General features: G+C 31.5%; 13 protein-coding genes. All 13 read right to left on the reverse strand.

Annotated features, from left to right (window positions below):
* Positions 1–38: 38 nt before the first annotated feature.
* Positions 39–515 carry a transcription elongation factor GreA gene (greA, locus tag CD034_RS05930; RefSeq protein ID WP_002448959.1) on the reverse strand — a complete coding sequence of 159 codons (477 nt, stop codon included), beginning with the start codon at positions 513–515 and terminating at the stop codon, positions 39–41.
* A gap of 56 nt (positions 516–571) precedes the next feature.
* Positions 572–1,195, reverse strand: a complete 624-nt coding sequence (gene udk / locus CD034_RS05935) for a uridine kinase (RefSeq protein ID WP_002448951.1) — start codon at positions 1,193–1,195, stop codon at positions 572–574.
* Positions 1,195–2,463 (reverse strand): peptidase U32 family protein, encoded by a 1,269-nt coding sequence (locus tag CD034_RS05940; protein ID WP_002449013.1) that lies wholly within the window; start codon positions 2,461–2,463, stop codon positions 1,195–1,197. The genes udk and CD034_RS05940 overlap by 1 nt, the downstream gene beginning before the upstream one ends.
* A gap of 13 nt (positions 2,464–2,476) precedes the next feature.
* The gene (locus tag CD034_RS05945) at positions 2,477–3,400 is read right to left on the reverse strand and encodes a peptidase U32 family protein (protein WP_037555620.1); all 924 of its coding nucleotides are present in this window, start codon (positions 3,398–3,400) and stop codon (positions 2,477–2,479) included.
* A 2-nt stretch (positions 3,401–3,402) separates the two neighbouring features.
* Positions 3,403–4,038, reverse strand: a complete 636-nt coding sequence (locus tag CD034_RS05950; protein WP_002448992.1) for an O-methyltransferase — start codon at positions 4,036–4,038, stop codon at positions 3,403–3,405.
* 259 nt (positions 4,039–4,297) lie between these two features.
* Positions 4,298–4,606, reverse strand: a complete 309-nt coding sequence (locus CD034_RS05955; protein WP_103288198.1) for a DUF1292 domain-containing protein — start codon at positions 4,604–4,606, stop codon at positions 4,298–4,300.
* A 14-nt stretch (positions 4,607–4,620) separates the two neighbouring features.
* Positions 4,621–5,049 carry a Holliday junction resolvase RuvX gene (gene ruvX, locus CD034_RS05960; RefSeq protein ID WP_002455257.1) on the reverse strand — a complete coding sequence of 143 codons (429 nt, stop codon included), beginning with the start codon at positions 5,047–5,049 and terminating at the stop codon, positions 4,621–4,623.
* Positions 5,050–5,310, reverse strand: a complete 261-nt coding sequence (locus CD034_RS05965) for an IreB family regulatory phosphoprotein (protein WP_002448947.1) — start codon at positions 5,308–5,310, stop codon at positions 5,050–5,052. It abuts the gene before it with no gap.
* A gap of 64 nt (positions 5,311–5,374) precedes the next feature.
* The gene (gene alaS / locus CD034_RS05970; RefSeq protein WP_103288199.1) at positions 5,375–8,005 is read right to left on the reverse strand and encodes an alanine--tRNA ligase; all 2,631 of its coding nucleotides are present in this window, start codon (positions 8,003–8,005) and stop codon (positions 5,375–5,377) included.
* A 279-nt stretch (positions 8,006–8,284) separates the two neighbouring features.
* The gene (recD2, locus tag CD034_RS05975; protein WP_103288200.1) at positions 8,285–10,699 is read right to left on the reverse strand and encodes an SF1B family DNA helicase RecD2; all 2,415 of its coding nucleotides are present in this window, start codon (positions 10,697–10,699) and stop codon (positions 8,285–8,287) included.
* Between the two features lies 1 nt (position 10,700).
* Positions 10,701–11,372, reverse strand: coding sequence for a tetratricopeptide repeat protein (locus tag CD034_RS05980; RefSeq protein ID WP_002488003.1), 672 nt, complete (start codon positions 11,370–11,372; stop codon positions 10,701–10,703).
* A gap of 86 nt (positions 11,373–11,458) precedes the next feature.
* Positions 11,459–12,571, reverse strand: coding sequence for a tRNA 2-thiouridine(34) synthase MnmA (gene mnmA / locus CD034_RS05985; protein ID WP_002455253.1), 1,113 nt, complete (start codon positions 12,569–12,571; stop codon positions 11,459–11,461).
* A 3-nt stretch (positions 12,572–12,574) separates the two neighbouring features.
* Positions 12,575–13,714, reverse strand: coding sequence for a cysteine desulfurase family protein (locus tag CD034_RS05990; RefSeq protein WP_002455252.1), 1,140 nt, complete (start codon positions 13,712–13,714; stop codon positions 12,575–12,577).
* Positions 13,715–13,722 lie beyond the last annotated feature (8 nt).

The raw sequence follows: 13,722 nt of genomic DNA on the forward strand, positions 1-13,722 counted from the left end.
AAAAAATCCAAAAATCAAAATGATTTTTGGATTTTTTGTTACTTAATATCAACGATTTTAACTTTCATTTCTCCACCATTTGGAAGTGGAACACGAACTTCATCATTTAAATTTTTACCAATAAGTGCTTTTGCCATTGGAGATTCATTTGAAATTTTTCCTTTAAACGCATCTGCTTCTGCAGATCCAACAATTTGATAGCTTTCTTCTTCATCACCAGGTAATTCGACAAACGTAACAGTTTTACCAATTTGAATAACATTATTATCACCGTTGTCTTCAATAATCAAAGCATATCTAAGCATGTGTTCAATACGTTGAATATCTTGCTCAATAAAACCTTGTTCATCTTTAGCAGCATCGTATTCTGAGTTCTCAGATAAGTCACCAAAAGATCTAGCAACTTTGATTTTTTCTACTACTTCAGGACGTTTAACTGTTTTAAGTTCTTCTAATTCTTGTTCTAACTTTTCATAACCTTCCTGTGTCATTGGATATTGTTTTTGATTTTCCATAAGTTCATCTTCCTTTTCAACAAGTTAATTTAATTTTGAAAAATACATATTATTCGTTAATGCTTCCCAACAAGCGTTTGTATTTTTGTTGTCATTATATCAATTGCCACCTTATTACTTCCACCTTCTGGAATAATAATATCAGCATATTTTTTTGTTGGTTCTATAAATTGATTATGCATAGGTCTGACAACATTTAAATATTGGTTAATAACTGATTCCATTGAGCGTCCTCGCTCTTTTGTGTCACGTACAAGTCTTCTTAAAATACGTAAATCTGCATCAGTATCAACGTATATTTTAACATCCATCATATCACGTAATGTTTTATTTTCCAAAGCAAATATACCCTCTACGATAATAACATCTTTAGGTTCAAATGCAATTGTTTCATCACTTCTAGTATGATTTTTATAATCATATGTTGGAACTTCAACCGATTGACCGTTACGCAAATCTTTTAAATTACTAATAAGTAAATCATTATCAAATGCAAAAGGGTGGTCATAATTAGTTTCAAGTCGTTCTTCAAATGTTAAGTGTGATTGATCTTTATAATAATAATCTTGAGCAAGTAAAGCAACACTATGGCCTTCTAAGTTTTTCATTATTTCATTTGTGACAGTTGTTTTTCCTGATCCTGAACCGCCAGCGATTCCGATGATTGTTGTCTGTGTCATTAGCCGATTTCCTTTCTCATCATATTATTAGGGTAAATAGGATGATTCACTTTAATTTGAACAATTTGAAGAGGATGACGTGCTGCATCAAGGTGATTTCCTTCTTCATCATAAATGACATCAATAACCTGTTTAAATGATTCAATTTCAGGTCCAAAAAATTCAATCTCTTGACCAGGTTTAAAGTGATTTCTTTGTTGTATTGTAGCAATATGAGTTGCTTCGTCATAATCTAAAACTAATCCACAAAAATCATATGGTGACTTTTTATTTTGTTGAACACCAAACATTTGCTCTTCATATCCAGGCGTTCCTTCAAAGAAAGCAGGTGCTGTATCTCGATTAGCACATTTGTCTAATTCAATTAACCACTCTGGTTTAATTTTAAAATTATCCGGATCTTCTGCATATGCATCAATAACCTTACGATAAACTGATACTACTGTAGCAATATAATGAATAGATTTCATTCGCCCTTCAATTTTTAAAGAATCTATACCAATATCCATCATTTGAGGAATGGATTCAATTAATTTTAAATCTTTTGGGCTCATAGCAAAAGGCACAACTTCGCCATCTTGATAAAATAAATCTAATTCTCCCTCTTCATCAACAGCTAGTAAATCATAATCCCAACGACAACTTTGACAACAACCGCCTCTGTTAGAGTCTCGTGCTGTCATGTGATTACTTAAAGTACATCTACCTGAATAAGCAATGCACATCGCACCGTGAATAAAGGCTTCTATTTCGATATCAACATTGTCTTTCATTTCTTTCATTTCCATAGCGCCTGTTTCACGAGCTAATACTACTCGATCAAGTCCTTCTTCTTTCCAATATTCCACAGCTTTGTAATTAGAAAGAGATTGTTGTGTTGAGAGATGAATTTCTAATTTAGGAGCTACTTTCTTACATGTTTCAATAATAAGTGGATCTGCTACAATAATTCCTGTTGCACCTGTAGCTTCTAATTGACGTAAATAATCTTCTAAACCGTCTATATTTTCATCATGAGCGATTATATTAGTCGTAACATAAATTTTTGCACCATAACGGTTTGCAAATTCAACGCCTTCTTTAATTTCTTCCATAGTAAAGTTATCAGCGTTAGAACGTAACCCGTATTCTTGTCCACCTAAAAATACAGCATCAGCACCATAGTGAACCGCAATCTTTAACTTCTCTAGGTTTCCAGCAGGCGCTAATAATTCAGGTTTTTTTATTTTTCTTTTAGCATTTACTTCAATTTCATTTAACGTCTTCATACTGGCGCCTCCCTTAATATACTGTTTGTTTATATAAGAACCCTTCATCAAATGGACGATGTTCAGGTTGAATTTCTTCTATTGGATCAATTAACATAAATTTTTCATCTTCATAAGCTTCTGGATCTTCATGATATAAGTCAATGGCTTCTCTATATTGTGCTGTAACAGTATTAATGTATGATTCACTATGTAAGATACCATCAATTTTAAATGAATCAATATTTGCTTCAAAGAATGGCTCTAATTCTTCAATTAAACAGATATCATTAGGAGACATAATATGAGTACCATTGTAATCTTCAAACACAGGATATTTATTTTCTCTTTCTTCATCGTATAATAATAAATCTTGCTCATTCTCACTACGTTGGATTTTCATTTGTCTATCTTGAAAAGTGTAATAATTACCCAATAACATACGTTTAGATTGGAACATACAAGTCATACCGTGAACCTGAACTTCAATTTCAACCTTTGCATGTTTTTTAATATTTAAAATTTCATCTAGGTTTAATTCACGTGCTAATACAGCTCTTTTAGCGCCTTTTTCACCCCAGTAATTACATTGGAAATAATTCGTAACAATTGTTTCTGCATCCCAATTTAATGGTATCGGATTATTTTGTTTTTTAACATACATCACGACAGCAGGATCACCAAAAATAATTCTATCTACTCTTATTTCATGTAAAAATTCAATATAGTTTTCTAAGGCATTTAAATGATAATTATGAAAAATACCATTAACTGCCACATATACTTTTTTATCATGTTCGTGTGCTAAATTAACTGCTTTTCGAACATCTTCACGATTAAATTCTCCGGGTAATCGCAATCCAAATTTTTGCTCTCCAATCACAAATGCATCAGCACCGAGTTCTATCAATGTTTTCATATGATTTAAAGATTTTGGAGTGACAAGTAATTCAGTCATATTCATTCTCCTTTAATAGATATGGCTAAACCATCATCCATATTTAAAAAATTTGTTTTATAGTTCTTTTGTTTCATAAGCCAAGTATTATATTTTTGTACCTTTTTTACCATTTGCTTAACATTTCTTGATCGTACGATATCTATATCAGATACAAATCCATGATACAAAACGTTATCAGTAATAACTAAGCCACCATTTTTCAATAACGGTGTATAATATTCAAAAAATTTTTGAGATTGCGCTTTAGCTGCATCGATAAATATCATATCATATAAATGATTGCTCACTTTATCGTACTGTGATAGGGCATCGCCCTCTATAAGACGAATTTGATTTTCGTATTCAAATTTTTTAAAATTAAATTTTGCTTGTTTTATCATATTCTCATTACGTTCAATAGTAGTAATAGAAATATCTGGTGAAACAGAAGCAAATTGCATCGAACTATATCCAATAGCAGTTCCAATTTCCAAAATATTTTTCGAATGATGAATTCTAATTAATTGTTTTATCATGTCTAAAGTTAATTTATCCACTATAGGAACAGCGTGTTCTTCTGCATAAAATCTTAGTTCTTCAATATTATTATTTAACTGTTCATGAAGATTTAATAAATAGGATTGATTTGATTCCACTTCTATAACTTCCCTTTTAATATCAATAGGCATAAAAATAAATCAGTCAACTAATATTACATTATTTAAAATAAAATAATAAACCTACTTTATGTTTTAATGTATAAATATAGTAACTGACTGTATATTTAAAAATTTATGCTACAGTAATTTAACTTTAAATATTTTATCATAATTCTAAATTAAATTTAAGCCTGAAATATTAAAAACCTCTAACCAAAGTGAATTGATTAGAGATTTATTATTAACAAAAGACTGTTTATTCTTCTATATTTGTATTTACAACTTCTTCAATCATATCCCATTCTTCATCTGTTTCAATAGGAACAAGTTTACCACCATCACCAGATTCATCTGGTTCATTAATCATTGGAATGAGCTCAATCATGTCATCATCATCAGATTGAGCACCTTCTTCAGCTAAAATAACATACTCTTTTTTAAATTCTGGATGATAAAATTCAAGCATTTTTCGATATAAAACTTCATTTCCATTTTCATCGAATAACGTTAATAATTCTTCTTCATTACTAATATTTAATTCTGTATTATGATTATGTTCAGTCATAATGAAATTCTCCTTTATTGAATTGAATCTAAATAGCCTTGCAGTATAAAAACTGCTGCCATTTTATCAATTACTTTTTTTCTTTTTTGTCTTGAGACATCAGCTTCTAATAATGAGCGCTCAGCAGCCATGGTACTTAAACGTTCATCCCACATAATAATTTCAATATTTGGTAAAGCCTCTTGAAGCAATTCTTTGTATTTAAGGGAAGCTTCTCCACGAAAACCAATAGAATTATTCATGTTTTTCGGTAATCCTATGACTACTGAACCAACATTATTGTCTTTTATGATTGAAACCAGTCTATCAATACCAAATTCTTCATTTTCTTCATTTATTCTTAGAGTGTCTAGTCCTTGAGCAGTCCAGCCCATCAAATCACTAATTGCGATACCTACAGTTCTACTACCTACATCTAATCCTAAAATTTTATGACGTAACATTTATTTATTATTCTCTTTTAAGTAGTTTGAAACGAGTTCTTCCATAATTACATCTCTATCAATGTGTCGTATTTGATTACGTGCATCATTTTGACGAGGAATGTATGCAGGATCTCCTGAAAGTAAATAGCCGACAATTTGATTTACAGCATTGTAGCCTCGTTCTTCTAGAGTCTGATGTACATTTTTTAAAACTGTTTGGACATTTTCTTTTGGAATTTCATCATAATCGAATTTCATAGTTTTATCAATATTTTCCATAGATGCGACACTCCTCTGACATGTATTAACTTACATATTAATTTTACACCAGTTGACTAAAAAGTTATAGGTTTTTAATATAATCTTTAATAAAGCGTAATGATTCTGAGATGTTTTCAGGTTGTGTGCCGCCACCTTGTGCCATATCTGGACGACCGCCACCTTTTCCTCCTACAATTGGAGCCATGTTTTTAATGATATCTCCGGCTTTAACCTGACTTGTAAGCTCTTTAGGTACAGCGGCAATTAACGAAACTTTTTCACCAACATGACCTGCTAAAATAATAATTGTATCTTGTTGTTTTGATTTAAAATCATCCATTGTTTGACGGATTTCTTTTGGATTAGATACTTCTACCTCTGTAGCTAATACTTTAAATCCATTAATCATTTCTACTTGATCCTCTATATTACCCATTTTAAGTGAAGTAATTTCCTTATTACGTTGCTCTAATTGCTTATTCAATTGTTTTTCATTTTCTTGAATTTGAACAACTTTATCATAAACTTGTTTATCTGATTTTACTTTAAGTCGTTCTTTGACAGAATTAAATTTATTTTGAATATCTTCAAAATATAAAAATGCGGCTTTACCGGTAAGTGCCTCAATACGTCTAACACCTGCACCTGTACCTGATTCGCTTACAATTTTAAACAACCCTATTTCAGCCGTATTATCTACATGAATACCACCACATAATTCAATTGAAAATGGAGCCATATTGACTACTCTTACAATATCACCGTATTTTTCACCAAACAGAGCCATAGCACCCATTTCTTTAGCTTCTTGAATAGGCATTTCTTGAATATGAACTGAAATTCCTCTCCAAATTTCTTCATTTACTCTTCTTTCAACTTGATCAATCTCTTCTTCTGTCATTGGACCAAAGTGAGAAAAGTCAAATCTTAATCGTTCACTTTCAACGAGTGAACCCGCCTGATTAACATGTTCACCTAAAATCTCTTTTAATGCAGCATGTAGTAAGTGAGTGGCACTATGATTTTTTTGTATATCTTTACGTTCTTCTTTATTTACAGCTGCATCTACATGACTATTTACACTTACTTGTCCAAATTGAACTATACCTTGGTGTAAATTTTGTCCGTTTGGTGCCTTTGTAACTTCTTGAACGGCTATTTCGAACTGATCATTTCCTACTGTTCCTTTATCTGCAACTTGTCCACCACTTACTGCATAAAATGGTGTTTCTTTTAAGATAAAGTAAACTGTTTCTCCAGCTTCAGCAGATGTAACAGTTTTACCGTTATAAATTAAATCTGTTAAAATTGTTTGATAATCTGTTGTTTCATAACCAACAAATTGGCTTTTAGTATTAATATTTTTTAAAACATCGCTTTGAACTTGCATAGATTGTGAACTTTGTCTAGCTTCTCTCGCTCTAGTACGTTGCTGTTCCATTTCAGCTTCAAATGTTGCCATGTCGACTGTAATACCTTCTTGACTTGCTAGTTCTTCAGTTAACTCAATTGGGAATCCATACGTATCATATAATTTAAACGCATCAGAACCATTAATCTGATGTGTAGATTCTTTTGCTTGCGTAATGAGTTGATTTAATATAGATACGCCTTCTTGAAGTGTTTCATGGAAACGTTCTTCTTCAGATTTAATAACACGTTTAATAAAATCTGATTTTTCTTTTACATTTGGATAATATGGCTCCATAATGTCAGCAACGATATCAACCAATTTATACATAAATGGCTCATTAATGCCAAGCGTTTGACTAAAACGTACGGCACGACGTAAGAGACGACGTAAAACATAACCACGCCCTTCATTTGCAGGTAAAGCGCCGTCAGAGATTGCGAATGAGATTGTTCTGATATGGTCGGCGATGACTTTAAATGCTACATCTTGTTCGTTATTTTCAAGATATTTTTTTCCTGATATATGCTCTACTTCTTCAATAATTGGCATAAATAAATCTGTTTCATAATTGGTACGAACATTTTGGGAAATAGACGTCATGCGTTCTAATCCCATGCCGGTATCAATATTTTTGTTTGGAAGTGGTGTATAAGTATGATCCTTATTATGGTTATATTCACTAAACACTAAGTTCCATACTTCTAAATATCTCTCATTTTCACCGCCAGGATACATTTCTTCTGCTGGATCATTTTGACCATATGCTTCACCACGATCATAGAAAATTTCGGTGTTAGGTCCTGATGGTCCTTCTCCAATATCCCAGAAATTCCCCTCAATTCTAATAATACGACTTTCTTCTAAGCCAATATCTTCATGCCATAAACGATAGGCTTCAACATCTTCTGGATGAATTGTTACATATAGCTTTTCTGGTTCCATTCCCATCCATTTGTCACTAGTTAAAAATTCCCAAGCAAATTCAATTGCTTCTTTTTTAAAATAGTCACCAATTGAGAAGTTTCCAAGCATTTCAAAGAAAGTATGATGACGCGCAGTAAAACCTACGTTTTCAATATCATTTGTTCTAATTGCTTTTTGAGAATTAACTATTCTAGGCTTTTTAGGTGTTTCTCGTCCATCAAAGTATTTTTTTAAAGTTGCAACACCAGAGTTTATCCAAAGTAACGAATCATCGTCAATAGGCACAAGTGGTGCAGATGGTTCTACCATATGACCTTTTTCAACAAAGAAATCAATATATTTTTGACGTATATCACTTGCTTTAAGTTTTTTCATTTTTTCACTCCTAATATAATTAATACATTTATAAATAAAAAAACGTTCATCCAACAAAGGGACGAACGTTTTCGCGGTACCACCCTAGTTACAAGAAATAAATACTTTTGAAATATATTTAATTTCTCATCACTTAATTATCATATTAACGATAACACAAAGTAGCGTTCAACAAATTAACTTGTACTTTTCACCAACCAGTACATCTCTGCTTAAGTTAAAAAGTTTACTCATCTTTATGCGAATTCAAATTTATTTTAAGTATTTTTGTTTAAATTGTCAATGTTCAACAAAGTCGTAAGGTGAAACATTTCCCATATTAATCATTGGATTAATTTGATAAATTGTTTCTTCACTTAAAGTAATGTGTTCAACTGCATTATTATCATCTATATTTATCTGTTCATCATTCTTTTCTACGTCTATATTAACCTGACTCATACCAAAATAATTTATAATTAGTGTTTTTAATTGTGTATGTCTTTCTTGACCTTGCGTATTTAAGGCAATGTCAAATGCCTTTGGGTCTCCTAATAGTACTAAAGATTGTTTTGCACGTGTCAGACCTGTATATAAAATAGGTCTTTGCAACATTCTAAAATATTGTTTAACAATAGGCATAATAACAATAGGAAATTCTGACCCTTGTGATTTATGGATTGAGGTACAATAAGCATGTGTGAGTTCTAATAAATCTTGTCTAGTAAATGTAATTTCATTTCCTTCAAAATCGACAATCAGTACATCTTTGTTAAGTGCATTTTCTTTAGCCCAGAATATACCTACTATGACGCCAATATCACCATTAAAAATATTATCATTTGGTCGATTGACTAGTTGTAAAACTTTGTCTCCTTTTCTAAACTTTATATCGCCAAACTCTATTTCTCTTGTATCTTTTTCTTTAGGATTTAAAATATTTTGTAATACTTGATTAAGTCTTTTTATCCCTGCACTTCCTTTGTACATAGGTGCTAAAACTTGAATATCACTCATATCATATCCTTTGTTTACAGCGCTAGATACTACTTTCTCCACTACAGTTGGAATTTGTTCTACATTGCAATGAATAAAACTTCTATCATGATAACGTTTTGTAATATCTATTGACTCATGATGTTTCATGCGATGAGCTAAGTCAATAATGCTAGAACCATCTTGTTGGCGATAAACTTCAGTTAAATTAACTCTTGGAAAAGCTTTAGACTCAATTAAATCCTTAAATACTTGGCCAGGACCGACAGATGGCAATTGATCTTCATCCCCTACTAGAATGATTTGTGCATCTAGTGGAACGGCACTTAAAAATTGGTGGAACAACCAAGAATCAACCATTGACATTTCATCAATTATAATGAGCTTAGCTTTAATTTCATTCTCAAGAATATCTTCTGGTTGAGTATCTTGATTCCATCCTATTAATCGATGAATCGTCATTGCCTCTAAGCCAGTTGATTCTTGTAAACGCTTTGATGCTCTTCCAGTTGGGGCGGCTAATACGATTGGATAATCATCTTCTTGATAATCAGAATACTTAAGAGATAGACCATGAATTTCAGCATATAATTCTACAATCCCTTTAATAACAGTTGTCTTACCTGTTCCTGGCCCTCCAGTCAGTAACATTATTTTCGAATTCATCGCCGTTTCAAGTGCTTCTTGTTGTGATTTAGCATAATTAACATTATTTTGATCTTCTAGTTCACCAATATGTATCTGTAAATCTGATTGCTCTATTATTTTAAAGTGATTTTTGTATGTGTTGATACGATACAAATTTTGAACACTTTTAAGTTCTGAATAGTATAAACTTGGAATCGCAACATGACTATTCTCTAAAATAATTTTCTTTTCTTCAAAAAGTGTTTGTAGTACATGTTTTAATTGTTGTTGTTCAATTGTTTCATCTAAATGCTTATCTGAAAGCATATCTTCTGTAATTTCTAATACAGCATTTTCATCTAAATAAGTATGCCCCTGTTTTATACATTCTTCTTCAAGAGTATATAATAATCCAGCTTTTAAACGTTCTGAATCGTTATAAGCAATACCATTATTTCTAGCTAATGTATCAGCTTTTTGAAATCCAATACCTTTTACATCATAAACTAATTGGTATGGATTGTTTTCTAAAACTTTTAAAGTCTCTGATTGATAGAATTGATAAATCGCCATAGATAATTTTGGACCAAAACCTAAGTCATGTAAGCGAATCATTATTTTTTCTGACTCTTGATTTGCACTAATCTGTTCTACAATCTGTTTTTGTTTCGTTTTTGCTAAACTAGGAACATTTTCAAGAACAGAAGGATCAGTTAAAATATCATTTATTGCATTTTCTCCTAATGTATTTACAATATTCTGAGCAGTCTTTTTACCAATACCTTTAAATAAGTCACTAGATAAATAACTTATAATGGCATCTTTAGTTTGAGGCAATTCTTTTTCAAATGTTTCAGCTTTAAGTTGTTTACCATAACGAGGATGTTGAACAATTTGTCCTTTAAACGTATAGACATCTCCTTCAACAATATTAGGAAAAAACCCTACAACTGTAGGCAGATTATCAAATGATTCATTAGTTTCAATGTAATCTACTTTTAAAACAGTATAAAAGTTATCTTTATTTTGAAATAGAATGGTATCAACTGTTCCTTTAACCATTGAGTAATCAAATAGTGTAGGGTTTGACATATTATTCCTCCTCATTTTTTAGAGATTTAAATGTTTGTTTAGCATGCTGACTTAATAAATGTTTAGGATCAATTTGAATTGCTTTATCAAAATACTGAATTGCTTTATCAGCATCCTCAGTTTCCATATATGTTGCAAGACCTAAATTATATAATGCATCTACGTGATTAGAATTAATAGATAAAACATAATTTAATTGCTTAATGGCTTCTTGAAACATTTCTAAATGACATAATGTTAAACCATATTGAAATTGAACTTCTGTGTCCAAAGTTTGATCTAATTCAGCAGCAGTCATAAAAAAGGGTAATGCTTCTCTTTGCGCATCTAGTTGGCTAAAAGACATACCAATCATATAATTAGCATCAACGGGATTCATATTATATTTTAAAGCTCGTTGATAAAGTTTTATCGCTTCTTGAAAACGCGATTGTTCATAATATAGATTAGCTAAATTATAGTAAACAGCGCCATTTTTGTCATCTAATGTTATTGCTTTTTGAAAAAATCTTTCTGCTTTCTCAATCTCACCAACATCAGCTAAAACGATACCAGCATTAATATAATTTTCAATAATATTAGGATTCTCTTCAATATTATTAAATAATGCTTTAATGGCTTCTTCATAATTACCATTATTCATCCACTGATATATTGTTTCTTGTTCAATCATTTCCATGTCTCCATTTCTAACATAAATTTACAATTAAAAAGAAACCGCTAATTCTCATTTACAATGAGTTAACGGTTTACTAAAAATTAAACAACATAGCTAAGTTGACCTGTTGTTTTATATACATCATCTATAGTAGCGCCACCTAAACAAACTTCTCCGTTATAGAATACCACTGCTTGGCCTGGTGTAATAGCTCGAACAGGTTCGTCGAAAGTAACTCGAATAGATTGTTCATCTTCTTTTTGAACAAATACTTTAGTGTCTTTTTGACGATATCTAAATTTAGCAGTACATTCAAATCCATTTTCTAAATCAACTGGATTAACAAATGATGCGTCAGAAGCAATTAAATAATCACTATATAATGCATCATGATGGAAGCCTTGCTCGACATATAAAATATTATCTTCAAGATTTTTACCAACAACAAACCATGGATCTCCATCTCCACCAATACCTAGTCCATGACGTTGGCCAATAGTATAGTACATTAAACCACTGTGTATGCCCATTTTTTTACCATTGAGTGTTCTCATCTCACCAGATTGTGCCGGTAAATATTGAGAAAGGAATGATTTAAAATTACGTTCCCCAATAAAACAAATACCCGTAGAATCTTTTTTCTTAGCTGTTGCTAAGTCTTGTTCTTCAGCGATTTTACGAACGTCTTTTTTTTCTATGTCTCCAATAGGAAACATGACTTTAGATAATTGTTCTTGAGATAATTGATTTAAAAAGTATGTTTGATCCTTATTATTATCTACCCCACGTAACATTTCTACGTGACCATCTTCATGTCTATGGATTCGTGCATAATGACCAGTAGCCACATAATCGGCTCCTAATTTTAATGCATGTTCTAAAAATGCTTTGAATTTAATTTCTTTATTACACATGACGTCTGGATTAGGAGTACGACCTTTTTTATATTCATCTAAGAAATATGTGAATACTTTATCCCAATATTCTTTTTCAAAATTCACAGCATAATATGGTATACCAATTTGATTACATACTGCTATAACATCATTATAATCTTCTGTAGCTGTACATACACCATTTTCATCTGTATCGTCCCAGTTTTTCATGAAAATGCCAATGACATCATATCCTTGTTCCTTTAAAAGATATGCTGTGACTGAACTATCTACACCTCCAGACATACCAACTACAACACGTATATCTTTATTTGACAAGTTCTATTCCTCCTTAAATTTATGATATATTTTATGAATTTCAGCAACAATATACTTTATATCTTGTTCGGTTGTGATTTCATTAAAACTAAATCTAACTGAATGTTTTGCACGATCTTCATCTTCATACATAGCAGCAAGTACATGTGACGGAGTTGTTGAACCAGCTGTACATGCAGAACCAGACGAAACATAAATATTTGCCAAATCCAATAAAGTTAACATTGTTTCTACATCTATAAATGGAAGATATAAATTAAGTATATGGCCAGTCGTTTCTACCATGGAACCATTGACTTCAAATGGAATTGCACGTTCTTGCAAACTTACTAAAAAAAGTTCTTTTAATTGCATTAAATGAATATTATTTTGATCTCGATTTTTAGTAGCTATTTCTAGAGCTTTGGTCATTCCAACTATTTGTGGAACACTTTCCGTTCCAGCACGACGTTTAGTTTCTTGTTCGCCGCCTAATTGAGAATACTCGATTGGTGTATTGTTTTTTACTAATAAAATGCCTACACCTTTAGGTCCGCCAAATTTATGAGCAGTAATACTCATGGTATCAATATTAAACTCACTAAATTTAATATCTAAATGGCTAATTGCTTGGACTGCATCTACATGTAATAGAGCATTTGAATTAGAAACAATGTTTTCGATATCGTAAATAGGTTCTACTGTGCCCACTTCATTATTGACAAACATAATAGATACTAAGATAGTATCATCTGTTAAAGATTCTTCCAATTGATCCAAATCAACTCTACCTGTATCATCTACATCTAAATATGTGACTTCATATCCTTCTTTCTCTAATTGCTCGAATACGTGTAATACAGAATGATGTTCAATTTTTGTAGTAATAATATGATTACCTAAATGCTCATTAGCATAGACTAACCCTTTAATAGCAGTATTATTTGATTCTGTAGCACCACTAGTAAAAATAATTTCGCTTGGTTTAGCACCTAGTAATTGAGCAACATTTCTTCTAGATTCATCTAAATAGCGTCTAGCATCTCTACCTACTGAGTGAATAGAAGATGGATTGCCGTAGTGTGATTGATACATATCCATCATTGCTTCTATAACTTCTGGTTTGACTGGTGTAGTTGCAGCATAATCTGCATATACTTCCATTATTAAGT

The sequence above is a fragment of the Staphylococcus hominis subsp. hominis genome, from assembly GCF_002901845.1.
GTDB classification, from domain to species: Bacteria; Bacillota; Bacilli; order Staphylococcales; family Staphylococcaceae; genus Staphylococcus; species Staphylococcus hominis.